This is a genomic window from Rahnella sp. BIGb0603 (assembly GCF_024808755.1).
In the GTDB taxonomy this organism is placed as follows: Bacteria; Pseudomonadota; Gammaproteobacteria; order Enterobacterales; family Enterobacteriaceae; genus Rahnella; species Rahnella contaminans.
The window spans coordinates 1-26,653 of sequence record NZ_JANUEX010000015.1; the positions used below are offsets into that span (position 1 = coordinate 1).

The 26,653-nt window shown below is 48.5% G+C and carries 45 protein-coding genes and 1 pseudogene; 39 read left to right on the plus strand and 7 right to left on the minus strand.

Annotated features, from left to right (window positions below; genetic code table 11):
* The 3 genes and pseudogenes from tuf to bfr all read left to right on the plus strand — a co-directional run.
* A pseudogene (gene tuf / locus M2403_RS24525) lies at nt 1–126 on the plus strand (elongation factor Tu); the annotation flags it as partial.
* 145 nt (nt 127–271) lie between these two features.
* Nucleotides 272–466 carry a bacterioferritin-associated ferredoxin gene (bfd, locus tag M2403_RS24530; protein WP_056778102.1) on the plus strand — a complete coding sequence of 65 codons (195 nt, stop codon included), beginning with the start codon at nt 272–274 and terminating at the stop codon, nt 464–466.
* An 85-nt stretch (nt 467–551) separates the two neighbouring features.
* Complete coding sequence (gene bfr, locus M2403_RS24535) at nt 552–1,031, plus strand: bacterioferritin (protein WP_101080138.1); 480 nt, start codon at nt 552–554, stop codon at nt 1,029–1,031.
* A 9-nt stretch (nt 1,032–1,040) separates the two neighbouring features.
* Here bfr and M2403_RS24540 read toward each other — a convergent pair whose 3' ends face one another.
* Nucleotides 1,041–1,841, minus strand: coding sequence for an A24 family peptidase (locus M2403_RS24540; protein ID WP_152327228.1), 801 nt, complete (start codon nt 1,839–1,841; stop codon nt 1,041–1,043).
* Between the two features lie 450 nt (nt 1,842–2,291).
* On the opposite strand from M2403_RS24540, the gene rpsJ reads away from it, so the two are divergent.
* From rpsJ to M2403_RS24695, 31 genes are all read left to right on the plus strand, one after another.
* The gene (gene rpsJ, locus M2403_RS24545) at nt 2,292–2,603 is read left to right on the plus strand and encodes a 30S ribosomal protein S10 (protein ID WP_009639175.1); all 312 of its coding nucleotides are present in this window, start codon (nt 2,292–2,294) and stop codon (nt 2,601–2,603) included.
* 33 nt (nt 2,604–2,636) lie between these two features.
* Nucleotides 2,637–3,266, plus strand: coding sequence for a 50S ribosomal protein L3 (gene rplC / locus M2403_RS24550; protein WP_013573687.1), 630 nt, complete (start codon nt 2,637–2,639; stop codon nt 3,264–3,266).
* A gap of 16 nt (nt 3,267–3,282) precedes the next feature.
* Nucleotides 3,283–3,888, plus strand: a complete 606-nt coding sequence (gene rplD / locus M2403_RS24555; protein WP_013573688.1) for a 50S ribosomal protein L4 — start codon at nt 3,283–3,285, stop codon at nt 3,886–3,888.
* Nucleotides 3,885–4,187, plus strand: coding sequence for a 50S ribosomal protein L23 (rplW, locus tag M2403_RS24560; RefSeq protein WP_013573689.1), 303 nt, complete (start codon nt 3,885–3,887; stop codon nt 4,185–4,187). The genes rplD and rplW overlap by 4 nt, the downstream gene beginning before the upstream one ends.
* Nucleotides 4,188–4,205: 18 nt before the next feature.
* Complete coding sequence (rplB, locus tag M2403_RS24565) at nt 4,206–5,030, plus strand: 50S ribosomal protein L2 (RefSeq protein ID WP_152327227.1); 825 nt, start codon at nt 4,206–4,208, stop codon at nt 5,028–5,030.
* 14 nt (nt 5,031–5,044) lie between these two features.
* Complete coding sequence (gene rpsS / locus M2403_RS24570; RefSeq protein WP_004929772.1) at nt 5,045–5,323, plus strand: 30S ribosomal protein S19; 279 nt, start codon at nt 5,045–5,047, stop codon at nt 5,321–5,323.
* 14 nt (nt 5,324–5,337) lie between these two features.
* Entirely contained in the window at nt 5,338–5,670 is a 333-nt protein-coding gene (gene rplV / locus M2403_RS24575; protein WP_004391423.1) for a 50S ribosomal protein L22, read from the plus strand.
* Between the two features lie 17 nt (nt 5,671–5,687).
* Entirely contained in the window at nt 5,688–6,386 is a 699-nt protein-coding gene (gene rpsC / locus M2403_RS24580; RefSeq protein ID WP_004956187.1) for a 30S ribosomal protein S3, read from the plus strand.
* Between the two features lie 12 nt (nt 6,387–6,398).
* Nucleotides 6,399–6,809, plus strand: a complete 411-nt coding sequence (rplP, locus tag M2403_RS24585; protein WP_009639183.1) for a 50S ribosomal protein L16 — start codon at nt 6,399–6,401, stop codon at nt 6,807–6,809.
* Nucleotides 6,809–7,000, plus strand: a complete 192-nt coding sequence (gene rpmC / locus M2403_RS24590; protein WP_013573692.1) for a 50S ribosomal protein L29 — start codon at nt 6,809–6,811, stop codon at nt 6,998–7,000. The genes rplP and rpmC overlap by 1 nt, the downstream gene beginning before the upstream one ends.
* Nucleotides 7,000–7,254 carry a 30S ribosomal protein S17 gene (rpsQ, locus tag M2403_RS24595; RefSeq protein ID WP_014333604.1) on the plus strand — a complete coding sequence of 85 codons (255 nt, stop codon included), beginning with the start codon at nt 7,000–7,002 and terminating at the stop codon, nt 7,252–7,254. Before rpmC ends, rpsQ begins: the two co-directional genes overlap by 1 nt.
* A gap of 170 nt (nt 7,255–7,424) precedes the next feature.
* Nucleotides 7,425–7,796, plus strand: a complete 372-nt coding sequence (gene rplN, locus M2403_RS24600) for a 50S ribosomal protein L14 (RefSeq protein ID WP_008457164.1) — start codon at nt 7,425–7,427, stop codon at nt 7,794–7,796.
* A 10-nt stretch (nt 7,797–7,806) separates the two neighbouring features.
* The gene (rplX, locus tag M2403_RS24605; protein ID WP_013573694.1) at nt 7,807–8,121 is read left to right on the plus strand and encodes a 50S ribosomal protein L24; all 315 of its coding nucleotides are present in this window, start codon (nt 7,807–7,809) and stop codon (nt 8,119–8,121) included.
* Between the two features lie 14 nt (nt 8,122–8,135).
* Nucleotides 8,136–8,675, plus strand: a complete 540-nt coding sequence (gene rplE / locus M2403_RS24610; protein ID WP_013573695.1) for a 50S ribosomal protein L5 — start codon at nt 8,136–8,138, stop codon at nt 8,673–8,675.
* A 13-nt stretch (nt 8,676–8,688) separates the two neighbouring features.
* Entirely contained in the window at nt 8,689–8,994 is a 306-nt protein-coding gene (gene rpsN / locus M2403_RS24615) for a 30S ribosomal protein S14 (protein ID WP_013573696.1), read from the plus strand.
* A 33-nt stretch (nt 8,995–9,027) separates the two neighbouring features.
* Nucleotides 9,028–9,420, plus strand: coding sequence for a 30S ribosomal protein S8 (gene rpsH, locus M2403_RS24620; protein WP_104923581.1), 393 nt, complete (start codon nt 9,028–9,030; stop codon nt 9,418–9,420).
* 13 nt (nt 9,421–9,433) lie between these two features.
* Nucleotides 9,434–9,967 (plus strand): 50S ribosomal protein L6, encoded by a 534-nt coding sequence (gene rplF / locus M2403_RS24625; RefSeq protein WP_013573698.1) that lies wholly within the window; start codon nt 9,434–9,436, stop codon nt 9,965–9,967.
* Nucleotides 9,968–9,976: 9 nt separating this feature from the next.
* Nucleotides 9,977–10,330 carry a 50S ribosomal protein L18 gene (gene rplR, locus M2403_RS24630; protein WP_013573699.1) on the plus strand — a complete coding sequence of 118 codons (354 nt, stop codon included), beginning with the start codon at nt 9,977–9,979 and terminating at the stop codon, nt 10,328–10,330.
* Between the two features lie 14 nt (nt 10,331–10,344).
* Entirely contained in the window at nt 10,345–10,845 is a 501-nt protein-coding gene (rpsE, locus tag M2403_RS24635; RefSeq protein WP_101080135.1) for a 30S ribosomal protein S5, read from the plus strand.
* A gap of 6 nt (nt 10,846–10,851) precedes the next feature.
* Nucleotides 10,852–11,031 (plus strand): 50S ribosomal protein L30, encoded by a 180-nt coding sequence (gene rpmD / locus M2403_RS24640; protein ID WP_101080134.1) that lies wholly within the window; start codon nt 10,852–10,854, stop codon nt 11,029–11,031.
* A gap of 3 nt (nt 11,032–11,034) precedes the next feature.
* A complete protein-coding gene (gene rplO, locus M2403_RS24645) occupies nt 11,035–11,469 on the plus strand; it encodes a 50S ribosomal protein L15 (RefSeq protein ID WP_013573702.1) in 435 nt (144 codons plus the stop codon).
* A 7-nt stretch (nt 11,470–11,476) separates the two neighbouring features.
* Nucleotides 11,477–12,808 carry a preprotein translocase subunit SecY gene (gene secY / locus M2403_RS24650; RefSeq protein WP_034793668.1) on the plus strand — a complete coding sequence of 444 codons (1,332 nt, stop codon included), beginning with the start codon at nt 11,477–11,479 and terminating at the stop codon, nt 12,806–12,808.
* Nucleotides 12,809–12,841: 33 nt separating this feature from the next.
* Nucleotides 12,842–12,958: a 50S ribosomal protein L36 gene (rpmJ, locus tag M2403_RS24655; RefSeq protein ID WP_012768118.1), complete on the plus strand. Its 117-nt coding sequence runs from the start codon at nt 12,842–12,844 to the stop codon at nt 12,956–12,958.
* A gap of 148 nt (nt 12,959–13,106) precedes the next feature.
* Nucleotides 13,107–13,463, plus strand: a complete 357-nt coding sequence (gene rpsM / locus M2403_RS24660; RefSeq protein WP_013573704.1) for a 30S ribosomal protein S13 — start codon at nt 13,107–13,109, stop codon at nt 13,461–13,463.
* Between the two features lie 17 nt (nt 13,464–13,480).
* Nucleotides 13,481–13,870, plus strand: a complete 390-nt coding sequence (gene rpsK / locus M2403_RS24665; protein ID WP_004929731.1) for a 30S ribosomal protein S11 — start codon at nt 13,481–13,483, stop codon at nt 13,868–13,870.
* A 32-nt stretch (nt 13,871–13,902) separates the two neighbouring features.
* The gene (gene rpsD / locus M2403_RS24670) at nt 13,903–14,523 is read left to right on the plus strand and encodes a 30S ribosomal protein S4 (RefSeq protein ID WP_095923750.1); all 621 of its coding nucleotides are present in this window, start codon (nt 13,903–13,905) and stop codon (nt 14,521–14,523) included.
* 25 nt (nt 14,524–14,548) lie between these two features.
* Nucleotides 14,549–15,538 carry a DNA-directed RNA polymerase subunit alpha gene (locus M2403_RS24675; protein WP_002919219.1) on the plus strand — a complete coding sequence of 330 codons (990 nt, stop codon included), beginning with the start codon at nt 14,549–14,551 and terminating at the stop codon, nt 15,536–15,538.
* A 40-nt stretch (nt 15,539–15,578) separates the two neighbouring features.
* On the plus strand, nt 15,579–15,968 hold the full coding sequence (gene rplQ / locus M2403_RS24680; RefSeq protein ID WP_034793661.1) for a 50S ribosomal protein L17: 390 nt from the start codon (nt 15,579–15,581) through the stop codon (nt 15,966–15,968).
* 163 nt (nt 15,969–16,131) lie between these two features.
* Nucleotides 16,132–16,500 (plus strand): DUF1992 domain-containing protein, encoded by a 369-nt coding sequence (locus M2403_RS24685; protein WP_259231242.1) that lies wholly within the window; start codon nt 16,132–16,134, stop codon nt 16,498–16,500.
* Nucleotides 16,501–16,502: 2 nt separating this feature from the next.
* Nucleotides 16,503–16,919: a Zn(2+)-responsive transcriptional regulator gene (gene zntR / locus M2403_RS24690; RefSeq protein ID WP_152327225.1), complete on the plus strand. Its 417-nt coding sequence runs from the start codon at nt 16,503–16,505 to the stop codon at nt 16,917–16,919.
* 100 nt (nt 16,920–17,019) lie between these two features.
* On the plus strand, nt 17,020–17,220 hold the full coding sequence (locus M2403_RS24695) for an alternative ribosome-rescue factor A (RefSeq protein WP_101080131.1): 201 nt from the start codon (nt 17,020–17,022) through the stop codon (nt 17,218–17,220).
* Between the two features lie 30 nt (nt 17,221–17,250).
* Here the strand turns inward: M2403_RS24695 and mscL are convergent, their stop codons facing one another.
* From mscL to def, 5 genes are all read right to left on the minus strand, one after another.
* Nucleotides 17,251–17,667, minus strand: coding sequence for a large-conductance mechanosensitive channel protein MscL (gene mscL, locus M2403_RS24700; RefSeq protein WP_101080130.1), 417 nt, complete (start codon nt 17,665–17,667; stop codon nt 17,251–17,253).
* Between the two features lie 124 nt (nt 17,668–17,791).
* Nucleotides 17,792–19,168, minus strand: coding sequence for a Trk system potassium transporter TrkA (trkA, locus tag M2403_RS24705; protein WP_101080129.1), 1,377 nt, complete (start codon nt 19,166–19,168; stop codon nt 17,792–17,794).
* 60 nt (nt 19,169–19,228) lie between these two features.
* The gene (gene rsmB, locus M2403_RS24710; protein WP_259231244.1) at nt 19,229–20,518 is read right to left on the minus strand and encodes a 16S rRNA (cytosine(967)-C(5))-methyltransferase RsmB; all 1,290 of its coding nucleotides are present in this window, start codon (nt 20,516–20,518) and stop codon (nt 19,229–19,231) included.
* Nucleotides 20,519–20,592: 74 nt separating this feature from the next.
* The gene (fmt, locus tag M2403_RS24715) at nt 20,593–21,552 is read right to left on the minus strand and encodes a methionyl-tRNA formyltransferase (RefSeq protein ID WP_193333194.1); all 960 of its coding nucleotides are present in this window, start codon (nt 21,550–21,552) and stop codon (nt 20,593–20,595) included.
* Nucleotide 21,553: 1 nt separating this feature from the next.
* Complete coding sequence (gene def / locus M2403_RS24720) at nt 21,554–22,066, minus strand: peptide deformylase (RefSeq protein WP_101080126.1); 513 nt, start codon at nt 22,064–22,066, stop codon at nt 21,554–21,556.
* A 128-nt stretch (nt 22,067–22,194) separates the two neighbouring features.
* Here def and dprA point away from each other — a divergent pair, with 128 nt between their 5' ends.
* From dprA to aroE, 5 genes are read left to right on the plus strand one after another with little or no spacing between them, the layout of a single operon-like run.
* Nucleotides 22,195–23,364, plus strand: a complete 1,170-nt coding sequence (gene dprA, locus M2403_RS24725; RefSeq protein ID WP_165061152.1) for a DNA-protecting protein DprA — start codon at nt 22,195–22,197, stop codon at nt 23,362–23,364.
* Nucleotides 23,336–23,809 (plus strand): DUF494 family protein, encoded by a 474-nt coding sequence (locus M2403_RS24730; RefSeq protein ID WP_101080124.1) that lies wholly within the window; start codon nt 23,336–23,338, stop codon nt 23,807–23,809. Before dprA ends, M2403_RS24730 begins: the two co-directional genes overlap by 29 nt.
* A 24-nt stretch (nt 23,810–23,833) precedes the next feature.
* Nucleotides 23,834–24,394, plus strand: coding sequence for a type I DNA topoisomerase (locus M2403_RS24735; protein WP_152327221.1), 561 nt, complete (start codon nt 23,834–23,836; stop codon nt 24,392–24,394).
* Entirely contained in the window at nt 24,387–24,956 is a 570-nt protein-coding gene (gene tsaC, locus M2403_RS24740) for an L-threonylcarbamoyladenylate synthase type 1 TsaC (RefSeq protein ID WP_152327220.1), read from the plus strand. The genes M2403_RS24735 and tsaC overlap by 8 nt, the downstream gene beginning before the upstream one ends.
* Nucleotides 24,957–24,968: 12 nt before the next feature.
* Nucleotides 24,969–25,787, plus strand: coding sequence for a shikimate dehydrogenase (aroE, locus tag M2403_RS24745; protein WP_259231245.1), 819 nt, complete (start codon nt 24,969–24,971; stop codon nt 25,785–25,787).
* Between the two features lie 49 nt (nt 25,788–25,836).
* On the opposite strand, the gene M2403_RS24750 is transcribed toward aroE, so the two are convergent.
* Complete coding sequence (locus M2403_RS24750) at nt 25,837–26,376, minus strand: gamma carbonic anhydrase family protein (protein ID WP_208951336.1); 540 nt, start codon at nt 26,374–26,376, stop codon at nt 25,837–25,839.
* Nucleotides 26,377–26,653: the final 277 nt, after the last annotated feature.

Genomic DNA, 26,653 nt, shown 5'->3' on the forward strand with positions numbered 1-26,653 from the left:
GGCGACAACATCAAAATGGTTGTTACCTTGATCCACCCAATCGCGATGGATGACGGTCTGCGTTTCGCAATCCGTGAAGGCGGCCGTACTGTAGGTGCTGGTGTTGTTGCTAAAGTTATCGCTTAATCGCTGATAATTAAGAGCAAAAAAGGGTGCCTCGGCACCCTTTTTTATTTTCTAATTTTTGTGAGATAAAGAGCATAAACAGGATTTGCAATAATAACCATTCTCATTTACAGTAAGCCTAAGATTTAGACGAAGTGTGGTTTATATGTACGTGTGTTTATGTAATTCGGTCAGTGATAAAACGATCAGACAGGCCGTCAGGCGTTACCAGCCACAAACGTTCCAGCAGCTCAGAAATTTTGTTCCAGTAGGAACTCAGTGTGGAAAATGTGTGCGGGCTGCACGACAGATAATGGAAGATGAATTACAACAAATCCCAGAGTTCAAAAACATCGCGTAAAAATACTTCGTTAAAAAGTGTGCCTTTTTTTTGACTTACTCTGTGCCGGATCTACGCTTTAGATACCGGAACGGAGGAGTTACCTATGAAAGGCGATAAAAAAGTCATTGCTCATCTCAACAAACTTCTTGGAAATGAGCTGGTTGCAATTAACCAGTATTTTCTGCACGCCCGAATGTTCAAAAACTGGGGCTTAATGCGCCTGAATGGTATCGAGTATCATGAGTCTATCGACGAAATGAAACATGCCGATATTTACATTGAACGCATACTTTTCCTCGAAGGCATCCCAAATCTTCAAGATCTCGGAAAGCTCAATATTGGCGAAGATGTTGAGGAGATGCTGAAGTCAGATTTAGTACTTGAACTCGATGGGGCCAAAGACCTGAGAGAAGGGATTGCTTACGCTGATTCAGTCCATGATTATGTCAGCCGGGATTTAATGATCACCATCCTTGCAGATGAAGAGCACCATATCGATTGGCTCGAAACTGAGATCGAATTAATTGGGCGTATTGGGTTACAAAACTACATCCAGTCCCAGCTCAAAGAAGCATCCCAATAGCAGAATCGATTACATCAGCCAGACAATGTCACTCCTCTGGCTGATGTAAATCAGAAGTCCAGATATTGAAAGGGCAGGGCCAAAAGGAATCAAACTACCCCGTCGTAAGAACCTCCCCCAAACCACGGCATAAAAAATTCCGATTAATGCCGCCAGTGTACATACAGCAGGCAATGCTTCCCAGCCTGACCAGGCGCCTATTGCTGCCAGTAGTTTAAAATCACCAAAACCCATCCCCTCTTTCTTCATCACAAGTCTCAAACACCAATAAAGAAACCAAAGAGACAGGTAGCCTGAAACTGCGCCGAAAATAGCAGACTCAACGGGCACGCCATGACCGAGTGCACTCAGCATCAGACCGAGCCACAGCAACGGCTGTGTTAAGGCATCCGGTAAAATAAATGTTGAAGCGTCGATAACACTCAATGTGATGAGAAAACAAGAAAACAGACAAACTATCAGCCAGGCCATAGGATTATCGAAGAGAAAGGACATACCTAAAAACAAGAGCGTGCAGCTCCCGGTGACAAAAAGGGATCGGTATGAAAGCTGGTCCTGGTAATACAGGCTGGCCCTTCGAAAATTCATCTGTCTAAGCAATGGAGATTTCAGGTATAGATCGGGTTCATCAGAGCTTCTCGCATAAGATATATCGGGCAGAGTGAACGGGGGCACAGGAATCGAAGCAAACTTTAGAATAAATCGGGTAACTACGATATTGAGCAACATACCGGCCAAAAAGCCGCTGAAAGCAGCTACACAGCGGGCGACCCCCTGAAACTGACCTTCAGATAAAATTGGATAGTACAAAGAATGCCCCCGTTAGCTAATTCAAAGTCATAACATCTTTTATGACGGATGATATTGGCGCCTGAAGAGGCAATGACCAACTGAATTCATTATGAATCAAGACTGAAACGGGATGTTGATATCTCACCCAGTTGTAATACAGCCCGCCAATAAATGATCCTGAAACTCAGGTGATGAGGTGGGTGATGGAACGAGTTGACGGCAGTGCAAAATAAAAGCACTCCATTTGGTAATGTCTGTTGCTTATTCTCCCTGTTTACGTATAATGCGCGGGCTTACCTAATCTTGGTAAGTCTGATTCGATAAGAATCAGCTGGCTGATAAGTTTACTTGTCGGTCGACAATACTCCCGATATGGGGGTTATGTTAAGAACGATTACACTCTCCCATCAATCGAAATGGGTATGAGGAGTAATCATTTACGTTTAAAATAATTGGAGCTCTGGTCTCATGCAGAACCAAAGAATCCGTATCCGCCTGAAAGCGTTTGATCATCGTCTGATCGATCAATCAACTGCGGAAATCGTTGAGACTGCGAAGCGCACTGGTGCGCAAGTTCGTGGTCCAATCCCGCTGCCGACCCGCAAAGAGCGCTTTACCATTCTGATTTCTCCGCACGTCAATAAAGATGCGCGCGATCAGTATGAGATTCGCACTCACAAGCGTCTGGTTGACATCGTTGAGCCAACCGAGAAAACCGTTGATGCTCTGATGCGTCTGGATCTGGCTGCTGGTGTAGACGTGCAGATCAGCCTGGGTTAATCAGGGTCATTGAGCGATTGAGAGGTTGAAACAATGATTGGTTTAGTCGGTAAGAAAGTGGGTATGACTCGTATCTTCACAGAAGATGGCGTTTCTATCCCTGTAACCGTTATCGAAATTGAAGCAAACCGCGTTACTCAGGTCAAAGACCTGGACAACGATGGTTACCGTGCTGTGCAGGTTACTACTGGTAGCAAAAAAGCTAACCGTGTAACCAAACCAGAAGCGGGTCACTTCGCTAAAGCTGGCGTTGAAGCTGGCCGCGGTCTGTGGGAATTCCGCCTTGCAGAAGGTGAAGAATTCACTGCAGGTCAAAACATTAGCGTTGAAATTTTCGCAGACGTTAAGAAAGTTGATGTTACCGGTACTTCTAAAGGTAAAGGTTTTGCTGGCACAGTTAAGCGCTGGAATTTCCGTACCCAAGACGCTACCCACGGTAACTCCTTGTCTCACCGTGTTCCGGGTTCTATCGGTCAGAACCAGACTCCGGGCAAAGTGTTCAAAGGCAAGAAAATGGCAGGCCAACTGGGTAACGAGCGTGTAACCGTTCAAAGCCTGGACGTAGTACGTGTTGACGCTGAGCGCAACCTGCTGCTGGTCAAGGGTGCTGTTCCGGGTGCTACCGGTGGCAACCTGATCGTTAAACCTGCTGTTAAGGCTTAACGTCGAGGAGATAGGAATGGAATTAGTAGTGAAAGACGCGCAGAGCGCGCTGACTGTTTCCGAAACTACCTTCGGGCGTGATTTCAATGAAGCGCTGGTACACCAGGTCGTTGTTGCTTATGCAGCAGGTGCCCGTCAAGGTACTCGTGCTCAGAAGACCCGTGCTGAAGTAACTGGTTCCGGTAAAAAACCTTGGCGTCAGAAAGGTACTGGCCGTGCGCGTTCAGGTTCTGTAAAGAGCCCGATCTGGCGTTCCGGTGGTGTAACCTTCGCTGCCAAGCCACAGGACCACAGTCAAAAAGTAAATAAAAAGATGTACCGCGGCGCGCTGAAAAGCATCCTGTCCGAACTGGTACGTCAAGATCGTTTGATCGTTGTCGAGACGTTCTCTGTTGAAGCGCCTAAAACTAAGCTGCTGGCACAGAAACTGAAAGACATGGCTCTGGAAGACGTGCTGATTGTAACTGGCGAAGTCGACGAGAATCTGTTCCTGGCCGCACGTAACCTGTACAAGGTTGACGTTCGCGATGTAGCAGGTATCGATCCAGTAAGCCTGATCGCCTTCGACAAAGTGGTTATGACTGCTGACGCTGTGAAGCAAGTTGAGGAGATGCTGGCATGATTCGTGAAGAACGTCTGCTGAAAGTGCTGCGCGCGCCGCACGTTTCTGAAAAAGCTTCTACTGCGATGGAAAAGAACAACACCATCGTTCTCAAAGTTGCCAAAGACGCGACTAAAGCAGAAATCAAAGCTGCGGTTTCGAAACTGTTTGAAGTCGAAGTCGAAGATGTGAACACCTTGCTGGTTAAAGGCAAAGTTAAACGTCACGGTCAGCGTGTTGGTCGTCGTAGCGACTGGAAAAAAGCTTACGTCACCCTGAAAGAAGGCCAGAATCTGGACTTCATCAGCGGCGCTGAGTAAGTCGGAGGAGTAAGAACAATGGCAATTGTTAAATGTAAACCTACATCTCCGGGTCGTCGCCACGTTGTTAAAGTGGTTAACCCTGAGCTGCACAAGGGTAAACCTTTTGCCCCGCTGCTTGAAAAACTGAGCAAAAGCGGTGGCCGTAACAACAATGGCCGTATCACCACCCGTCATATCGGTGGTGGCCACAAACAGCATTATCGTCTGGTTGACTTCAAACGCAACAAAGATGGTATCGCTGCAGTGGTTGAGCGTCTGGAGTACGATCCGAACCGTTCCGCGAACATCGCGCTGGTTCTGTACAAAGATGGCGAACGCCGTTATATCCTGGCGCCGAAAGGCCTGAAAGTGGGTGACCAGATCCAATCTGGCGTTGATGCTGCAATCAAGACAGGTAACGCCCTGCCTATGCGTAACATCCCAGTAGGTTCAACGGTTCACAACGTAGAAATGAAACCAGGTAAAGGCGGCCAGATGGCTCGTTCAGCCGGTGCCTACGTTCAGATCGTTGCTCGTGACGGTTCCTACGTAACTCTGCGTCTGCGCTCTGGCGAAATGCGTAAAGTTCAAGTTGATTGCCGCGCCACCTTAGGTGAAGTCGGTAACTCTGAACATATGCTTCGTGTTCTGGGTAAAGCAGGTGCTGCACGTTGGCGTGGTATTCGTCCTACCGTTCGCGGTACTGCGATGAACCCAGTCGATCACCCACACGGTGGTGGTGAAGGTCGTAACTTTGGTAAGCACCCGGTAACTCCGTGGGGCGTTCAAACCAAAGGTAAGAAGACCCGTAGCAACAAGCGTACTGATAAATTCATTGTACGTCGCCGTAGCAAAAAATAATTAGAGGATAAGCCATGCCACGTTCTCTCAAGAAAGGTCCTTTTATTGACCTGCACTTGCTGAAGAAGGTAGAGAAAGCGGTGGAAAGCGGTGACAAGAAGCCTTTGCGCACTTGGTCCCGTCGTTCAACGATCTTTCCTAACATGATCGGTTTGACCATCGCTGTCCATAATGGTCGTCAGCACGTACCAGTATTTGTTTCCGATGAAATGGTCGGTCACAAACTGGGTGAATTCGCGCCGACTCGTACTTATCGCGGCCATGCGGCTGATAAAAAAGCTAAAAAGCGCTAAGGTAGGAGGAAGAGATGGAAACTATCGCTAAACATCGCCACGCTCGTTCTTCTGCTCAGAAGGTTCGCCTTGTTGCGGACCTGATTCGCGGTAAGAAAGTGTCGCAAGCTCTGGAAACTCTGGCCTACACCAACAAGAAAGCTGCTGGTCTGGTTAAGAAGGTACTGGAGTCTGCCATTGCTAACGCAGAACACAACGATGGCGCTGACATCGATGATCTGAAAGTCACGAAGATTTTCGTAGACGAAGGCCCAAGCATGAAGCGCATTATGCCTCGTGCAAAAGGTCGTGCAGATCGCATTCTGAAGCGCACCAGCCACATCACTGTGGTTGTGTCCGATCGCTGAGACTCTGGAGACTAGCAATGGGTCAGAAAGTACATCCTAATGGTATTCGCCTGGGTATTGTCAAACCTTGGAACTCTACTTGGTATGCGAATACCAAAGAATTCGCTGACAACCTGGACAGCGACTTTAAAGTTCGCCAATTCTTGACTAAAGAACTGGCGAAAGCTTCCGTTTCTCGCATCGTTATCGAGCGTCCAGCGAAGAGCATCCGTGTGACTATTCACACTGCTCGTCCTGGCATCGTTATCGGCAAGAAAGGTGAAGATGTCGAAAAACTGCGTAAGGTCGTAGCGGATATCGCTGGCGTTCCTGCGCAGATTAACATCGCCGAAGTCCGTAAACCGGAACTGGACGCAAAATTGGTTGCTGACAGCATCACTTCACAGCTGGAACGTCGTGTTATGTTCCGTCGTGCTATGAAGCGTGCTGTACAGAACGCAATGCGTCTTGGCGCTAAAGGTATCAAAGTTGAAGTAAGCGGCCGCCTTGGCGGTGCTGAAATCGCGCGTACCGAATGGTACCGTGAAGGTCGTGTTCCGTTGCATACTCTGCGTGCGGATATCGATTACAACACATCTGAAGCGCACACCACTTATGGTGTAATCGGCGTTAAGGTATGGATCTTCAAAGGTGAGATCCTGGGTGGTATGGCTGCAGTTGAACAACCGGAACCGGCTGCTCAACCTAAAAAGCAGCAGCGTAAAGGCCGCAAGTAAGGAGAGTCGCTGATGTTACAACCAAAGCGTACAAAATTCCGTAAGGTGCACAAGGGCCGCAACCGTGGTCTTGCGCAAGGTACGGATGTGAGCTTCGGCACTTACGGTCTGAAAGCTGTTGGCCGTGGTCGTCTGACTGCTCGTCAAATTGAAGCAGCACGTCGTGCGATGACCCGTGCAGTTAAGCGTCAAGGTAAGATCTGGATCCGAGTATTCCCGGACAAACCGATCACCGAGAAACCGCTCGAAGTTCGTATGGGTAAAGGTAAAGGCAACGTAGAGTATTGGGTTGCTTTGATTCAGCCTGGTAAAGTCCTGTACGAAATGGACGGTGTGCCTGAAGAGCTGGCTCGTGAAGCCTTCCAGCTGGCAGCAGCCAAACTGCCTATCAAAACCACCTTTGTAACTAAGACGGTGATGTAATGAAAGCACAAGAGCTGCGCGAAAAAAGCGTGGAAGAGCTGAACACTGAGCTGCTGAACCTTTTGCGTGAGCAGTTTAACCTGCGCATGCAAACGGCAAGTGGCCAGTTGCAGCAAACACACCTGTTGAAACAAGTGCGTCGTGATGTCGCACGTGTGAAGACTTTACTGACTGAAAAGGCGGGTGCGTAATGACTGACAAGATCCGTACTCTGCAGGGTCGTGTAATCAGTGACAAAATGGAAAAATCCATCGTTGTTGCGATTGAACGTGTGGTGAAACACCCGATCTACGGTAAATTCATCAAGCGTACGACTAAATTGCACGTACATGACGAGAACAATGAATGTGGTATCGGCGACGTTGTAGAAATCAGCGAATGCCGTCCACTGTCTAAGACTAAGTCTTGGACCTTGGTTCGCGTTGTAGAGAAAGCGATTCTGTAATACAGTAGCGCCTCTCAAAAATAGATAAACGGCTCATGTACGTGGGCCGTTTATTTTTTCTACCCATAATCGGGAACCGGTGTTATAATGCCGCGCCCTCATATTGTGGGGATTTCTTAACGACCTATCCTGGGTCCTAAAGTTGTAGTTGACATTAGCGGAGCACTAACATGATCCAAGAACAGACTATGCTGACCGTGGCCGACAACTCCGGTGCACGTCGCGTAATGTGTATCAAGGTTCTAGGTGGCTCGCACCGTCGCTACGCAGGCGTCGGCGACATCATCAAAATTACCATCAAGGAAGCAATTCCTCGCGGTAAGGTGAAGAAAGGCGATGTGCTGAAGGCGGTAGTGGTGCGCACCAAGAAGGGTGTTCGTCGCCCGGACGGTTCTGTCATTCGCTTCGATGGTAATGCATGCGTTATTTTAAACAATAACAGCGAGCAGCCAATCGGCACGCGTATTTTTGGGCCGGTAACTCGTGAACTGCGTAATGAGAAGTTCATGAAAATTATCTCTCTGGCACCAGAAGTACTCTAAGGAGCGAACCATGGCAGCGAAAATCCGTCGTGATGACGAAGTTATCCTGCTTACCGGTAAAGATAAAGGTAAGCGCGGTAAAGTAAAAAATGTCCTGTCTTCTGGCAAGGTCATTGTTGAAGGTATCAACCTGGTTAAAAAACATCAGAAGCCTGTACCGGCCCTGAATCAACCAGGTGGCATCGTTGAAAAAGAAGCTGCAATTCCGGTTTCTAACGTTGCTCTCTTCAACACGGCTACTGGCAAGGCGGACCGTGTAGGCTTTAGATTCGAAGACGGCAAAAAAGTACGTTTCTTCAAGTCTAACAGCGTAACTATCAAGTAATTTGGAGTAGTACGATGGCGAAACTGCATGATTACTACAAAGACGATGTCGTAAAAAAACTCATGGCTGAGTTTGGTTACAATTCTGTCATGCAAGTCCCTCGGGTCGAGAAGATCACCCTGAACATGGGTGTTGGTGAAGCGATCGCTGACAAGAAACTGCTGGATAACGCAGCAGCTGACTTGGCAGCAATCTCCGGTCAAAAACCGCTGATCACCAAAGCACGCAAATCAGTTGCAGGCTTCAAAATCCGTCAGGGCTATCCGATCGGCTGTAAAGTAACCCTCCGCGGCGAACGCATGTGGGAGTTCTTTGAGCGTCTGGTCTCTATTGCTGTTCCACGTATTCGTGACTTCCGCGGCTTGTCTGCTAAGTCTTTCGATGGTCGTGGTAACTACAGCATGGGCGTGCGTGAACAGATCATCTTCCCGGAAATCGATTATGATAAAGTCGATCGCGTTCGTGGTTTAGATATTACTATCACCACTACTGCGAAATCCGATGATGAAGGCCGTGCATTGCTGACAGCCTTTAACTTCCCGTTCCGCAAGTAAGGCAGGGTTACTAATGGCTAAGCAATCCATGAAAGCACGCGAAGTCGTTCGCGTAAAACTGGCTGATAAATACCGCGCTAAACGCGAGGAATTGAAAGCTATTATCTCTGGTGTGAACTCATCCGACGAAGATCGTTGGGATGCGGTTCTTAAGCTGCAGTCTCTGCCGCGTGATTCCAGCCCGTCTCGTCAGCGTAACCGCTGCCGTCAAACTGGTCGTCCGCATGCTTTCCTGCGGAAGTTCGGGTTGAGCCGTATTAAGGTCCGTGAAGCCGCTATGCGCGGTGAAATTCCGGGTCTTAAAAAGGCTAGCTGGTAATTGTCACCAATTGAATCACGGGAGTAAAGACAGATGAGCATGCAAGATCCGATCGCGGATATGCTGACCCGTATCCGTAACGGTCAAGCCGCGAACAAAGTTGCGGTCACCATGCCTTCCTCCAAGCTGAAAGTGGCTATTGCCAACGTGCTGAAGGAAGAAGGCTACATTGAAGAATTTAAAATCGAAGGCGACGCCAAACCTGAACTGGAATTAGTACTGAAGTACTTCCAGGGAAGCCCAGTGGTAGAAAGCATTCAACGTATCAGCCGTCCAGGTCTGCGCATCTACAAGAAAAAAGATGAGCTGCCTAAAGTTATGGCTGGTATGGGTATTGCTGTTATTTCTACCTCTAAAGGTGTTATGACCGATCGTGCAGCTCGCCAGGCTGGTCTTGGTGGCGAGATTATCTGCTACGTAGCTTAATTGGGAGGAAAGAATGTCTCGTGTTGCAAAAGCACCCGTCGTCATTCCTGCCGGCGTAGAGGTTAAACTCAACGGTCAGGTTATTTCGATTAAGGGTAAAAACGGCGAGCTGTCACGTACTATCCATGACGCTGTAGTAGTAAAACAGGAAGAAAATACACTGACTTTCGCTCCACGCGAAGGCGCTGTAGATGGTTGGGCCCAAGCGGGTACCACTCGTGCACTGTTGAACTCTATGGTTGTAGGTGTTACCGACGGCTTCACTAAAAAGCTTCAACTGGTAGGTGTTGGTTATCGTGCTGCTGTTAAAGGCAACGTGGTGAATTTAGCCTTAGGCTTTTCTCACCCGGTCGATCATCAACTGCCGGAAGGCATTACTGCAGAATGTCCGACCCAAACTGAAATCGTGCTGAAAGGCGCTGATAAGCAGGTAATCGGTCAGGTTGCTGCGGATTTACGTGCCTACCGTCGTCCTGAGCCTTATAAAGGCAAGGGTGTCCGTTACGCCGACGAAGTCGTGCGTACCAAAGAGGCTAAGAAGAAGTAAGGTAACACTATGGATAAGAAATCTGCTCGTATCCGTCGTGCGACCCGCGCACGCCGCAAGCTCAAAGAATTGGGTGCGACTCGTCTGGTGGTACATCGTACCCCGCGTCATATTTACGCACAGGTCATCGCACCAAACGGTTCTGAAGTCATAGTTGCTGCATCTACTGTAGAAAAAACTATTACTGAGCAACTGAAGTATACCGGCAACAAAGATGCTGCCACTGCTGTAGGTAAAGCTATCGCAGAACGCGCATTGGAAAAAGGGATCACGAAAGTATCCTTTGACCGTTCCGGTTTCCAATATCATGGTCGAGTCCAGGCACTGGCAGATGCTGCCCGTGAAGCTGGCCTTCAGTTCTAAGGAAGAGGTTTAAGATGGCTCACATCGAAAAACAAGCTGGCGAACTGCAGGAAAAGCTGATCGCGGTAAACCGCGTATCTAAAACCGTAAAAGGTGGCCGTATCTTCAGCTTTACCGCACTGACAGTAGTTGGTGATGGTAACGGTCGCGTTGGTTTTGGCTACGGCAAAGCACGCGAAGTTCCGGCAGCGATCCAGAAAGCGATGGAAAAAGCCCGTCGCAACATGTTGAATGTCGCGCTGAATAGCGGCACCCTGCAGCATCCTGTTAAAGGTGCTCATACGGGTTCCCGTGTGTTCATGCAGCCGGCTTCCGAAGGTACCGGTATCATCGCCGGTGGTGCAATGCGCGCCGTCCTGGAAGTTGCAGGGGTACATAACGTATTGGCTAAAGCTTATGGTTCTACAAACCCGATTAACGTGGTTCGTGCAACTATCGACGCTCTGGCAAATATGAAATCCCCACAAATGGTCGCTGCCAAGCGTGGTAAATCCGTTGAAGAAATTCTGGGGTAATTAACCATGGCAAAGACTATTAAAGTTACACAAACTCGCAGTTCTATTGGCCGCCTGCCTAAGCATAAAGCTACTCTGGTTGGTCTGGGTCTGCGTCGTATTGGTCACACCGTAGAGCGCGAGGATACTCCTGCTGTACGCGGTATGATCAACCTGGTTTCCTACATGGTTAAGGTTGAGGAGTAAGAGATGCGTTTAAATACTCTGTCTCCGGCTGATGGTGCCAAACAAGCGCCAAGGCGTGTAGGTCGTGGTATCGGTTCTGGCCTGGGTAAAACCGGTGGTCGTGGTCACAAAGGTCAGAACTCACGTTCTGGCGGTGGCGTACGTCGCGGTTTTGAAGGTGGTCAGATGCCTTTATATCGTCGTCTGCCGAAATTCGGCTTCACCTCCCGCAAAGCTATGATCACGGCAGAAGTTCGTCTGTCTGAACTGGCTCTGGTGGAAGGCGACGTGATCGACCTGAACGCGCTGAAAGCCGCTAACGTAGTTGGTATCCAGATCGAGTTCGCGAAAGTAATCCTTTCAGGCGAAGTTGGTCGTGCGGTAACTCTGCGTGGTTTGCGTGTCACCAAAGGCGCTCGTGTTGCTATCGAAGCTGCTGGCGGTAAAATTGAGGAATAAGTAGCAGATGGCTAAGCAACCGGGATTAGATTTTCAAAGTGCCAAGGGTGGACTAGGCGAACTGAAGCGCAGACTTTTGTTTGTTATCGGTGCGCTGATTGTTTTCCGTATCGGCTCTTTTATTCCGATCCCTGGTATTGATGCCACTGTACTTGCCAAATTGCTCGAGCAGCAAAGAGGCACTATCATTGAAATGTTTAACATGTTCTCTGGTGGTGCTCTCAGCCGTGCTTCAATCTTTGCTCTGGGGATCATGCCGTACATTTCGGCATCGATCATTATCCAGTTGTTAACGGTGGTTCATCCAGCGTTAGCGGAAATTAAGAAAGAAGGGGAGGCTGGCCGTCGTAAGATTAGCCAGTATACCCGCTACGGTACGCTGGTATTGGCAGTGTTTCAGTCTATCGGTATTGCTACCGGTTTGCCGAACATGCCTGGTATGCAAGGCCTGGTGTTGAATCCAGGCTTCGCATTCTACTTTACTGCAGTTGTGAGTCTGGTTACCGGGACAATGTTCCTGATGTGGCTGGGTGAGCAAATTACTGAACGAGGTATCGGTAACGGTATTTCGATCATTATTTTTGCCGGTATCGTAGCGGGTCTTCCGCCAGCAGTTGCCCATACTATCGAACAAGCTCGGCAAGGCGACCTGCACTTCCTCCTGTTGCTGTTGGTTGCAGTTTTAGTGTTTGCAGTGACTTTCTTTGTTGTGTTTGTAGAACGTGGTCAACGTCGTATCGTCGTTAACTACGCCAAGCGTCAACAAGGTCGTCGTGTCTATGCAGCACAGAGCACGCACTTACCGTTGAAAGTGAATATGGCCGGGGTTATCCCAGCAATCTTCGCTTCCAGCATCATTCTGTTCCCTGCCACGATTGCATCATGGTTCGGGGGTGGAACTGGTTGGAACTGGCTGACTACGATTTCGCTGTATTTGCAGCCTGGACAACCGCTTTATGTGTTACTCTATGCGACTGCAATCATCTTCTTCTGTTTCTTTTATACTGCGTTGGTGTTCAACCCGCGTGAGACAGCAGATAACCTGAAGAAGTCCGGTGCATTTGTACCAGGAATTCGTCCGGGAGAGCAAACGGCGAAGTACATCGATAAAGTAATGACTCGCTTAACCTTAATTGGTGCGATGTATATTACTTTCATCTGCCTTATCCCGGAGTTCATGCGTGACGCGATGAAAGTTCCATTCTACTTTGGTGGTACTTCACTACTAATCGTAGTCGTTGTCATTATGGACTTTATGGCTCAAGTGCAAACTCTGATGATGTCAAGTCAGTACGAGTCTGCATTGAAGAAAGCAAACCTGAAAGGCTATAACCGCTAATCTGGTGCGTTTGCGAAGTTACGGAGAGTAAAAATGAAAGTTCGTGCTTCCGTCAAGAAATTATGTCGTAACTGCAAAATTGTTAAGCGTAACGGTATCGTTCGCGTAATCTGCAGCGCAGAACCGAAGCATAAACAGCGTCAAGGCTGATTATCTCGCATATTTTTCTTGCAAAGTTGGGTTGAGCTGGCTAGATTAGCCAGCCAATCTTTTGTATGTAAGCAGCAATACTATTTGAGTATCCTGAAAACGGGCTTTTCAGAATGGTATTGCCGTATATAAATAGTAGGAGTGCATAGTGGCCCGTATAGCAGGCATTAACATTCCTGATCAGAAACATACCGTGATCGCATTAACTTCGATCTACGGCATCGGTAAAACCCGCTCACAGTCTATCTGTGCTGCATCCGGTATTGCTGAAAATGTTAAGATCAGTGAGCTGTCTGAAGAGCAAATCGAAAAACTGCGTGACGAAGTTGCCAAGTTCATTGTTGAAGGTGATCTGCGTCGTGAAGTCACCCTGAGCATCAAGCGTCTTATGGACCTTGGGACTTATCGTGGTTTGCGTCATCGTCGTGGTCTTCCAGTACGCGGTCAGCGTACCAAGACTAACGCACGTACCCGTAAGGGTCCGCGTAAACCGATCAAGAAATAATCGGGGTGATTGAATAAATGGCAAAGGCACCTGTTCGTACACGTAAACGTGTAAGAAAACAAGTCTCTGACGGCGTGGCTCATATCCATGCTTCTTTCAACAACACCATTGTTACCATTACCGATCGTCAGGGTAATGCTTTGGGTTGGGCAACAGCTGGTGGTTCCGGTTTCCGTGGTTCTCGTAAATCCACTCCGTTCGCAGCTCAGGTTGCAGCAGAGCGCTGCGCTGACGCAGTGAAAGAATACGGTATCAAGAATCTGGAAGTTATGGTTAAAGGACCTGGTCCTGGTCGTGAGTCTACTATCCGCGCATTAAACGCGGCTGGTTTCCGCATCACTAATATTACTGATGTGACTCCTATCCCTCATAACGGTTGTCGTCCGCCGAAAAAGCGCCGCGTATAACGCTGCTTTTTTAGGTTTGTTGGAGAGAGAAAATGGCAAGATATTTGGGTCCTAAGCTCAAGCTTAGCCGTCGTGAGGGCACAGATTTATTCCTTAAATCTGGCGTTCGCGCGATCGATACCAAGTGTAAAATTGAACAAGCTCCTGGTCAGCATGGTGCGCGTAAACCGCGTCTGTCTGACTACGGTGTACAGTTACGTGAAAAGCAAAAAGTTCGTCGTATTTACGGTGTTCTGGAGCGTCAGTTCCGTAACTATTACAAAGAAGCAGCACGCCTGAAAGGCAACACCGGTGCAAACCTGTTGCAACTGCTTGAAGGTCGTTTGGACAACGTTGTTTATCGTATGGGCTTCGGCGCTACTCGTGCGGAATCGCGCCAGTTAGTTAGCCACAAAGCTATCATGGTAAACGGTCGCGTTGTTAACATCGCTTCTTATCAGGTATCTCCGAATGACGTTGTCAGCATCCGCGAGAAAGCTAAAAAGCAATCTCGCGTGAAGGCCGCTTTGGAGTTGGCTGAACAGCGTGAAAAGCCGACTTGGCTTGAAGTTGATGCTGCTAAGATGGAAGGTGTGTTCAAGCGTATGCCTGAACGTACTGATCTGTCTTCCGACATTAACGAACACCTGATCGTCGAGCTTTACTCCAAGTAAAGCTTAGTACCAAAGAGAGGACACAATGCAGGGTTCTGTGACAGAGTTTCTAAAACCGCGCCTGGTAGATATCGAGCAAGTCAGTTCGACGCACGCCAAGGTGACCCTTGAGCCTTTAGAACGTGGCTTTGGCCATACTTTAGGCAACGCACTGCGCCGTATTCTGCTTTCATCCATGCCGGGTTGCGCGGTGACCGAGGTTGAGATTGATGGTGTACTGCATGAGTACAGCACCAAAGAAGGCGTACAGGAAGATATCCTGGAGATCCTGCTCAACCTGAAAGGGCTGGCGGTGAGAGTTCAAGGGAAAGATGAAGTTATTCTTACCCTGAATAAGTCTGGCATTGGCCCTGTGACTGCAGCCGACATTACCCATGATGGTGATGTCGAAATCGTCAAGCCGCAACATGTCATCTGCCACCTGACCGATGAGAACGCTGCTATCAGCATGCGTATCAAAGTTCAGCGCGGTCGTGGTTATGTGCCGGCGTCTGCCCGAATTCATTCGGAAGAAGATGAGCGCCCAATTGGTCGTCTGTTAGTAGACGCATGCTACAGCCCTGTAGAGCGAATTGCCTACAATGTTGAAGCAGCGCGTGTAGAACAGCGTACTGATTTGGACAAGCTGGTTATCGAAATGGAAACCAACGGTACGATCGATCCTGAAGAGGCGATCCGTCGTGCGGCGACCATTCTTGCTGAACAACTTGAAGCTTTCGTTGATTTACGTGATGTACGTCAACCGGAAGTCAAAGAAGAGAAGCCGGAATTCGATCCAATCCTGCTGCGCCCTGTTGACGATCTGGAATTGACTGTCCGCTCTGCTAACTGCCTTAAGGCAGAAGCAATCCACTACATCGGTGATCTGGTACAGCGTACCGAGGTTGAGTTACTTAAAACACCTAACCTGGGTAAAAAATCTCTTACTGAGATCAAAGACGTACTTGCGTCCCGTGGTTTGTCTCTGGGCATGCGCCTGGAAAACTGGCCACCAGCAAGTATTGCTGACGAGTAACCGGATCACAGGTTAAGGTTTTACTGAGAAGGATAAGGTCATGCGCCATCGTAAGAGTGGTCGTCAACTGAACCGTAACAGCAGCCACCGACAGGCTATGTTCCGTAACATGGCCGGCTCTTTGGTTCGTCATGAGATCATCAAGACGACCCTGCCGAAAGCGAAAGAGCTGCGTCGCGTTGTTGAGCCGCTGATTACTCTTGCCAAGACCGACAACGTTGCAAATCGTCGTCTGGCATTCGCCCGTACTCGTGATAACGAGATCGTGGCAAAACTGTTTAATGAACTGGGCCCGCGTTTCGCGAGCCGTGCCGGTGGTTACACTCGCATTCTGAAGTGTGGTTTCCGTGCAGGCGACAATGCGCCGATGGCTTACATCGAGCTCGTTGATCGTGCAGAGTCACAAGCAGAAGTAGCAACTGCTGAATAATCTGTAGATGCATGAAAAAGCCGGGCTCTGCCCGGTTTTTTTACGTCTAAATTTTGATGCTTTAAATTTCGTTACCTCCGGCACCATTCATCCTGAATTTCTCTTTTATCCGCGCTATGCTGCCTTAACGTTGTGAAGCTAACCGTTTGGCTGAGGCAAAATCATGTTTCTTATTGACCAGTGGGTTGAAAAACACATTAAAGAGGCCCGGGAAAATGGTGAGTTTGATAATCTTCCGGGAGCTGGCAGACCTCTTATACTCGATGATGACAGCGGCATTCCTGAAGAGCTAAGAACCGCTTATCGTATTCTTAAAAACGCAGGTTATTTGCCTCCTGAGTTGCAGGACCGAAAAGAAGCGATCGAATTAGATCATATACTTAATGTTTTAACGCGGGATGATCCTCAGTTTTCAGCTGTTGAAAAGCGTCTCAAAATTCTTCAGTTGCGTTTGCAGCAAGCGGGAATGAATATCGATTTTCTTCATGGGCGCTACAAAGATGCGCTGAAGGATAAGTTTAGAGGTGAGTGAATATGTATAAAATTGGTGAGCTAGCTGCTTTGGCAGGGGTCTCTACGGATACTGTTCGTTATTATGAAAAACAGGAAATGATGGCGGCGGGTTTACGGACTACCTCCGGTTATCGTCAATATGATGAAAACGACTTACAACGGTTGCGTTTCATTCGGTATGCAAAATCTACCGGGTTTACGCTTGAAGCAATTAAAGAACTGCTTTCTATTCGGGTCGATCCTATTCATCACACATGTCAGGAATCTAAGTCTATTGTTGATGAGCGTCTGGCTGAGGTTGAGCTCAAATTACAAGAGCTCACCCGGATGCGTGAATCTTTGAAAAGATTGAGTGCCGCCTGCTGTGGTTCTGCGCATACCAGTGAGAGTTGTTCAATATTAGAAGCGCTTGAAGATGGGGCAGGAAAAGTGATCTAATCTGCTCAAGCATTTTGAAAAGAGCTACCGGTTGGAAATTAAACGCAGTATTATGCGCTGGCAATTTAGCCATGTTGCATTTCTAAAAAACGAGGGAGTTATGACTCAGTATAAGCACCAAAAAGGGACCATTCAGGATAATGCCTTGCAGGCTCTTCTTCATGATCCACTGTTTAAGCAGCGCATTGAAAAGAATCTAAAGGGTAAGGGAAGTTATCGTAGAAAAGAAAAAAATGGAAAAGGGAATTATATGGAGGGCAGTGTTGAGCGTTTAATCGAATATTCAACACTGCCCTTCTAAAACTTAAAGCAACAGCAACTTTCTTCTTCGTTACAATCTCGGTGTTTGCTGCTCTTTAAGCAGATCACGAATTTCTGCCAGCAAAGTTTCTTCCGCAGTCGGTTTCGGTGGTGCCGCAGGAACATCTTCCTGTTTACGGCGCATTTTGTTCATCAAAGTGATTGCGCAGAAGATTGCCAAAGCAACAATGACGAAATCAAAAATATTTTGGATAAACACACCGTAATGCATTACGACTGCCGGTACCGTTCCTTGTGCGTCTCTGAGTACAAAAGCGAATTGCTTGAAATCGACTCCACCAATGAGTAAACCCAGCGGTGGCATAATAATATCAGCAACAAATGATGACACTATCTTGCCGAAGGCTGCACCAATGATTACACCGACGGCAAGGTCGACCACGTTGCCACGCATGGCAAATTCACGAAACTCTTTCATAAAACTCATAAAATACTCCTTGGCAAATTCATCAAATGTGTCCAACCAAGTAAAGACCATTTGTCGCGTCTTCGCTACAAAAGTTCTCTACTGAATCCTGCTTAACGCCATATATTTTCGGCAATTCATCAATTTATAAGAAGAACGGGCTAGGTTGGAACAAACGTTCCACATCCCTGACAAATTTCTTATCTGTAATGAACATCACCACATGATCACCTTGTTGGATTCTGCTATTTCCATTAGCAATGATGACGTCATTCCCACGGACGATCGCGCCGATAGTCGTACCTGGCGGCAATTTAATTTGCTCTACCGTACGACCAACAACTTTAGAGGTGGTCTCATCGCCATGTGCAATCGCCTCAATAGCTTCGGCTACACCACGGCGTAATGACGAAACGCTGACGATATCTGCTTTTCTGACGTGCCCAAGCAGTGCCGAAATCGTCGCTTGCTGAGGTGAAATCGCAATATCAATCACGCTGCCTTGTACCAAATCCACGTACGCACTGCGCTGAATGAGAACCATCGCTTTTTTGGCGCCCATACGTTTTGCAAGCATCGCCGACATGATGTTTGCTTCATCATCATTAGTAATCGCAATAAACACATCAACTTGTTCGATATGTTCTTCTGCTAACAATTCCTGATCAGAGGCATCGCCGTAGAAAACAATCGTGTCTTGCAGCAACTCGGCCAGTTCAGCTGCCCGCTGCTGATCGCGTTCTATCAGTTTTACGCTGTAATTCTTCTCAAGCTTTTGTGCCAGGCCAGCACCCACATTACCGCCACCGACAATCATGATCCGCTTATATGGTTTTTCCAGCCGTTGAAGTTCGCTCATAACCGCACGGATGTGCTGAGAGGCGGCAACAAAGAACACTTCATCACCTGCTTCAATAATGGTTGAACCCTGCGGACGAATCGGGCGGTCCTGGCGGAAAATGGCCGCAACGCGAGTTTCGATGTGCGGCATGTGTTCACGCATTGAAGAGAGTGCATTACCTACCAGCGGACCGCCATAATAGGCTTTGACTGCGGCAATGCTCACTTTCCCTTCTGCAAAGTTCACAACCTGTAATGCACCCGGATATTCGATTAATTTGTAGATGTAATCGGTAACTAGTTGCTCAGGCGAAATCAGATGGTCAATCGGCACAGCTTCAGGATGGAAAAGCTTTTCGGATTCACGGATATATTCCGTGGAGCGAATGCGTGCGATGCGGTTTGGGGTATTGAAAAGCGAATACGCAATCTGACATGCCACCATGTTGGTTTCGTCCGAATTAGTCACCGCCACCAACATATCGGCATCTTCAGCTCCGGCTTCGCGGAGTACGCGTGGGTGAGAGCCATGTCCCTGCACAACGCGCAGGTCAAATTTGTCCTGAAGCTGACGTAACCGGACGGTGTTGGTATCGACAACGGTAATGTCATTGTTTTCACCCACCAGATTTTCAGCGAGTGTTCCACCAACCTGTCCGGCACCGAGAATTATTATTTTCATATGACTCTCTGCTTGGCTTCGAAGATTTCAGCCTGAATAAGTAGCATTAATAGTAAACAATCAGCTTTTGATCAGTTTAGCGTAATAGAAGCCATCGCCGTCATCGGCGTGTGGAAGGTTTTGTCTGCCTGGGTTTTCCCTCGTGCCGGTCTCAACTAGCGTCGCATCCGGGTGAGATTTAAGAAATTCCACTATTTGCAGGCAATTTTCTTCGGGCAAAACTGAGCATGTTGCGTAAACCATTACACCCTTGCTTTTAAGGCGTGGCCAGACGGCTTCCAGGATCTCTTTTTGCAAGCCTGCCAGCTCAGTAATATCGCTGTCTCTGCGTAGCCACTTTATGTCGGGATGCCGGCGGATAACGCCGGTCGCCGAGCACGGTGCATCCAGCAGAATGCGGTCAAAGATACGCTCGCCAGCCCAGGCCTGTGGCTCACGTCCATCGCCTTGTTTCACTTCCGCATTAAGTTTTAAACGCTGCAGATTCTCATGAACACGCTTCAGACGTTGTTCATCCACGTCCACAGCCAGCACATGAGATTTAGGCGCGGCCTCCAGTATGTGGGTCGTTTTACCGCCAGGCGCGCAGCACAAATCGAGGATCATATCGCCATCCTGTGGATCCAGCAGATCAACGCTGCCTTGTGCAGAAGCGTCCTGAACCGTCACCCATCCTTCTGAAAATCCTGGGAGCAGACTGACCTGACAAGGCGTGATCAGACACAGTGCATCGGAATATTCAGGATGTGGAACGGCTTCAATCTGCGCTTCATTCAACAGTCGAAGATAATCGTCGCGGGTATTGTGCATGCGGTTTACGCGTAGCCACATAGGCGGCCTTTGATTATTCGCATCAATAATGCTTTCCCAGGCGTCGGGGTAGGCTTTCTTAAGACGATTAAGAAGCCAGCTCGGATGGAGATAGCGGCTGTCATTATTGGCCATACGTTGCAGCAATTCTTCCTGCTGACGCTGGAACTGGCGGAGAACGCCGTTGATCAGACCTTTTAGCTGAGGGCGCTTTAGTGCCACAGCACCATCAACAGTTTCAGCTAACACTGCGTGAGCGGGAATACGCGTATGAATTAGCTGATACAGGCCAACCATCAGTAAGTAATGCAGTGTCCGTTGCTTTCCCGTCAACGGTTTTGCCATGAGTTGTTGCAGGCACCATTCGAGCTGAGGCAATACCCTCAGAGTGCCGAAACATAATTCCTGCAATAATCCGCGATCTTTTTCTGAAATATTTTTCTGCAAACCGGGAAGGACCGTCGACAATGACAGGCCTTTATCTAAAACCTGACTGATGGCTTGAGCTGCAATACTACGAAGATTATAGGCTGTTTTCATTGTTCAAATGGCTGAATGGATCAGCATTATCAGAAAGGTAAGGCCCGACGAAATATCGGGCGTAGTCGGAAGAGTCAGGCTAAACGAGAGCCTTCGATAAACCATTCACGACGAGAGTTCAGCAAGTCCTGTGCGGACATTGCTTTTTTACCTGAAGGTTGCAACTGGGTGATATTCAGGATGCCGTCAGACGTAGCAACCTGGATCCCCTTTTTATCTGCAGAAACAATGGTGCCGGGCAGGGTGCTATGGCTTGCAGGCAAACTTTCAGCTGACCAGACTTTTACGGGCTGCTCGTCAATCATAAAGAAACTGACAGGCCACGGATTAAATGCACGTATACAACGTTCCAGCTGGTCTGCGGAAAGCGTCCAGTCTAAGCGTGCTTCCTCTTTGCTCAGCTTTTCAGCGTACGTAACGAGTTCTTCGTTCTGAACTTCTGGTTGAGCCGTGCCGTTCGCCAGCTGCCCGAGCGTTTCAAGCATACCTTCCGGGCCGAGCTCAGCCAGTTTGTTGTACAGGGATGCACTGGTATCTTCCGGAAGAATGTCACATTCCACTTTATGCAGCATGTCGCCGGTATCCAGACCCACATCCATCTGCATGATAGTGATACCGGTTTTAGCATCGCCAGCCCACAAGGAACGCTGAATCGGCGCGGCACCACGCCAGCGTGGCAACAGGGAACCGTGCACGTTAATGCAGCCCAGTTTAGGCATATCCAGCACAGCTTTAGGGAGAATCAGGCCATAAGCCACGACCACCATCACATCAGCTTCCAAATCGGACACCAGTGACTGGTTTTCTTCAGGGCGCAAAGATTTCGGCTGAAACACGGGAATATCATGAGCAAGTGCCAGCGTTTTTACCGGGCTTGCAGTCAGCTTATTACCACGGCCGGCCGGGCGGTCGGGTTGGGTAAATACACCCACAACCTGATGTTCTGATGACAAAAGCGCGTCAAGATGACGCGCTGCGAAGTCTGGGGTACCGGCAAATATAATCCGCAAAGCAGTGTCCTGTGTTACTCGAATATTAGTCAGCCCGCGCGTTCAGCTTGGCCATTTTTTCCATCTTCTGGCGAATACGCTGACGTTTCAGTGGTGACAAGTAATCCACGAATAATTTACCCACCAGATGATCCATTTCATGCTGGATGCAAATCGCCAGTAAGTCATCAGCTTCCAGCTCGAAGGTTTTACCCTCCCGATCCAGAGCGCGGACTTTAACTTTCTCAGCGCGCGGCACCAGCGCACGTTGATCAGGGATCGACAGGCAGCCTTCTTCAATACCGGTTTCGCCGCTTTTTTCCAGCAGCTCAGGATTGATGAGAACGAGGCGTTCGTCGCGATTTTCAGAGACATCAATAACGATAATACGTTGATGAATGTCTACCTGAGTCGCAGCCAGGCCAATGCCTTCTTCTGCATACATGGTTTCAAACATATCATCCACGATCTGCTGAATTTCGGCGTTAACTTCTTTGACCGGTTTTGCAGTAATGCGAAGCCGCTCGTCTGGGAAATGTAATATCTGTAATACGGACATATTTTTCTGGATCTTTATTCAATTGATTGAAGATATATAGACTCTATTCTAGACATTTCCTGCTCCGATTGACAGCATCCTCTGCCAATTGAATCCTTCGTCGAAAGGCATTGAACAGAGGCAGGATAATGACATTACAGGAAGTATGGATACGTTTATCAGCCGTCAGGCGCCTTGATGCTGCCCATGCCGAAGGCATAATTCGGGCACTCTTCTGCCAGGGGCATTATGGCCCTTCTGAATTATTCTCGTGCGGCCTTACCGCGGAGCAAATAGAAGATTTCAGGAATATCAATCAGCAATGGCTATCCGCGTCACTAAACTGGCTGGAAGGGGATAGCCGATATCTTGTCACATTTGGCTGTGCGCTCTACCCGCCTTTGTTAGCGCAGATTCCGTCTCCGCCATTGATTTTGTTCGTCGAAGGTAATCCGGATTTGCTGTTATCTCCTCAAATAGCAATGGTGGGAAGCCGTCACTACTCCCATTACGGTGAACAATATGCACAGGTTTTTGCCGGCGGGCTGGTAAGCAGCGGTTTTACCGTGACGAGCGGGCTTGCGATGGGAATTGATGGAATTAGTCATAAAGCAACATTACAGGCACAGGGAAAAACTATCGCCGTTCTTGGCAGCGGGCTGATGAAGCGTTATCCATCTCGTCATTTGATGTTAGCCGACAGTATTCTTGAGCAAGGCGGGACCCTGGTTTCTGAGCATCTGGTGACTGCGCCGCCACTTGCGGCCAACTTTCCGCGCCGGAACCGCATTATCAGTGGTCTCAGCGCGGGTGTTCTGGTTGTGGAAGCAACGTTGCGCAGCGGGTCGTTGATCACAGCCCGTTATGCACTTGAACAGGGCCGAGAAGTTTTTGCTTTGCCCGGCCCACTAGGCAGCCCGACGTCAGAAGGAACTCACTGGCTTATCCAACAGGGCGCTTACCTGGTTACTGAGCCTAATGATATTGCCGAGCATATTGGAAGCGGCTTAACCTGGTTTCCGACTCTGCGAATCCCCGAACTGTCAAAAGCACCCCGAGATAAGCCACCAAAGGCGTCAGAGGCGATTATTTGTGCACAAGAATGCGAAGTTGAATTGCCATTTGCTGATGTGTTGGCTAACGTAGAATATGAGGTGACATCTGTTGACGTCGTCGCCGAACGTGCCGGCCAACCTGTGCCAGAAGTGGTAGGTAAACTACTCGAGCTGGAGTTAGCAGGATGGATCGCAGCTGTATCCGGCGGCTATGTCCGAATTAAGAGGGCAAGCCATGTTCGACGTACTAATGTACTTATTTGAAACTTACATTCACAACGAAGCGGAGATGAATGTTGACGAGGATAGGTTAACGGATGACTTGACCGAGGCTGGTTTTCACCGGGCCGATATTCACAATGCGCTGAATTGGCTTGAAAAACTTGCGGATATGCAAGAGGGTGGAACCCCATCTTATATGCTGGATTCAGATCCTTCAGCATTACGTGTTTACACCGACGAGGAAACGAGCCGTTTAGATAGCAGTTGTCGTGGCTTTTTGTTGTTCCTGGAACAGATAAAGGTTTTAAACTTCGATACCCGTGAAATGGTAATCGATCGTGTTATGGCTCTGGACACTGAAGAATTCGATCTTGAGGATCTTAAGTGGGTGGTGCTGATGGTTCTTTTTAATATTCCCGGATATGAAAGTGCATATCAGCAAATGGAAGAGCTGTTATTTGAAGTTAATGAAGGTTATCTGCATTAAGAGATAACAGGTAAAACGTAACATATGACAAAAGCAGCACTTTTTGCTGAAAAGCAAAATGAATCCTGTCCGGAATGCGGGGCCGATCTGGTGATCCGTAGTGGTCGCCACGGCCCTTTTCTCAGCTGTTCATCCTATCCACAGTGCGAATATATCCGCCCCCTGAAATCACAGGCCGACGGACATATTGTGAAAATCCTGGACGGGCAGTTATGTCCCAAATGCAGCGCCACGCTGGTGCTTCGCCAGGGACGTTATGGGATGTTTATCGGGTGCAGCGAGTATCCGGAATGCGACCATATTGAAGTCATCGATAAACCCGAAGAAACCAGCCTCAGTTGTCCGCAATGCGGCAAAGGACATCTGCTGCAGCGTAAGTCTCGCTTTGGTAAGGTTTTTCACGCCTGCGACCGCTACCCGGACTGCCAGTTTGCCATCAATAATAAGCCCGTTGCCGGCGAGTGCGTGCACTGCCAATATCCTTTATTGATGGAAAAGAAAACGGCGCAGGGTATAAAACTATTTTGTGCCAGTAAACTGTGCGGCAAAGCCGTAGAAATAAAAGATAACGAAGAAAATGAATAAAGAAGCAGAAAACTCACTTGCAAAGGTACTTGAAGCATTACATCAACAGCAGGTTATCGCTTATCCGACTGAGGCCGTATTCGGGTTAGGCTGTGATCCTGACAGCGAGCAGGCGGTTGAGTCTCTTTTGGCTCTTAAAAAACGTCCTAAAGATAAAGGGCTGATTTTAATCGCCGATAACTATCAGCAACTTCTCCCTTATATTGATGATTCATCATTAACCCATCAGCAACTCGAACATATCTTGTCGTTTTGGCCTGGACCGGTGACCTGGGTGATGCCTGCAAAACCCTCTACGCCTGACTGGCTGACAGGGCGCTTCTCGTCGCTGGCGGTCCGCGTAACCGATCATCCGCGGGTTAAAGAACTCTGCCAGCAGTTTGGAAAACCGTTGGTTTCTACCAGCGCGAATCTGAATGGTCAGGAACCTTGCCGATTGGCTGATGAAGTCCGTCTCCAGTTTGGTGAGGATTTCCCAGTGCTCAACGGCCAGGTGGGTGGAAGAGAAAACCCATCTGAAATCAGGGATGCCCTCACCGGCGATCTCATTCGTCAAGGCTAAGGAACGAAAGTCATGCCATCTTTCGCGGTATTCGGTAATCCAATCAGTCACAGCAAATCCCCCCGTATTCATGCATTGTTTGCCAGCCAGACAGGGCTTGAACACAGTTATGGAACGATGCTGGCGCCAAATGAAGATTTTGAAGAAACGCTGCGATCCTTTTTTGAAAAGGGAGCCAAGGGGGCAAACATTACTGTGCCTTTCAAAGAGCGGGCATTTGCTGAGTCAGATGAACTGACTGACCGTGCGGCGATGTCTGGCGCTGTAAATACTCTCAAAAAACTTGAAGACGGAAGATTGCTCGGGGATAACACCGACGGAATAGGAATGTTGAGCGATCTGGAACGTCTGGCGCTTATTCAGCCCGACGATCGGGTATTGCTGATAGGCGCTGGCGGAGCTGCACGTGGAGTGATCCTTCCGCTTTTATCCTACGGATGCTCCGTTGTCGTTACCAACCGTACTTTTGAACGTGCACAACATCTCAGTCATATATTCGAGAGCAAAGGTGAGATCCGGGCTCTTGCGTTCAGCGATCTGGCCGGCGAGAAATTCGATCTGATTATCAATGCGACGGCATCAGGTATTAATGGTGAAATCCCGGCAATCTCTGAACAGGTTTTCACTGCACAGACGCGCGTTTACGATATGTATTATCAGGCCGGTCTTACACCTTTTCTTTGCTGGGCCAAAGGCAACGGTGTGACGCATTATGCTGATGGTTTGGGAATGCTGGTGGGGCAGGCCGCTCATGCTTTCTATTTATGGCACGGTGTTATGCCAGAAATAGAGCCCGTGCTGGCGCAGTTAAAACAAGATTTACTGGGCTAACTGAAAGAGCCTGAACAGCCTTGTTGAATACGTTGTCCAGGCTCATTAACTATTTACTCGCCAGATAGACATCTTTCCATGTGACATAGTTATTTGAAGAGTAGGTCAGCCCCGCAAGTTCATCGGCGCTCAGTTCGCGGATCTGCTTAACCGGGCTTCCTAAATAGAGATAGCCGCTTTCGAGCCGCTTTCCTGGGGGAACCAAACTTCCTGCGCCAATCATTACATCATCTTCTATGATCGCTCCATCCAGCAGTATGGATCCCATTCCTACCAGAACCCGGCTTCCGATCGTACAACCATGCAGCATTGCTTTATGCCCGACCGTGACGTCTTCGCCAATAATAAGAGGGTGCCCTTCAGGATTCTGGCGGGACTGATGAGTCACATGCAGCACGCTGCCATCCTGCACATTCGATCTGCAACCTACCGACACACTATTTACATCACCGCGTATGACAACCAGCGGCCAGATACTGACATCATCCGCGAGATCGACATCCCCGATAACAACACTGGAAGGATCCACCATCACCCTTTCGCCCAATGTTGGCGTTAATCCCTGATAAGGGCGCAAAGCCTGAGACATAGGTAAGTACCTCATAATTGAGTTTTAACCTTGGCAATATAGTCCTGGCTGCGGGAAATACCAATTCAGAGGCGATAAGAACGGTGACAAAACCAGCGGATCGGACGAGATCACGGCGAAAGGGTCGAAAAATATGCAGTCGATCCTTTTATTCAAAAAAAGGCTTGTGCAAAAAATTCGGATCCCTATAATGCCGCTCCATCGACAGGGAACAACGTGAACAACATCACGAAGTGACCGGGTCGGAAAGGTTAAAAACAGCGGCAACCGGATGAAA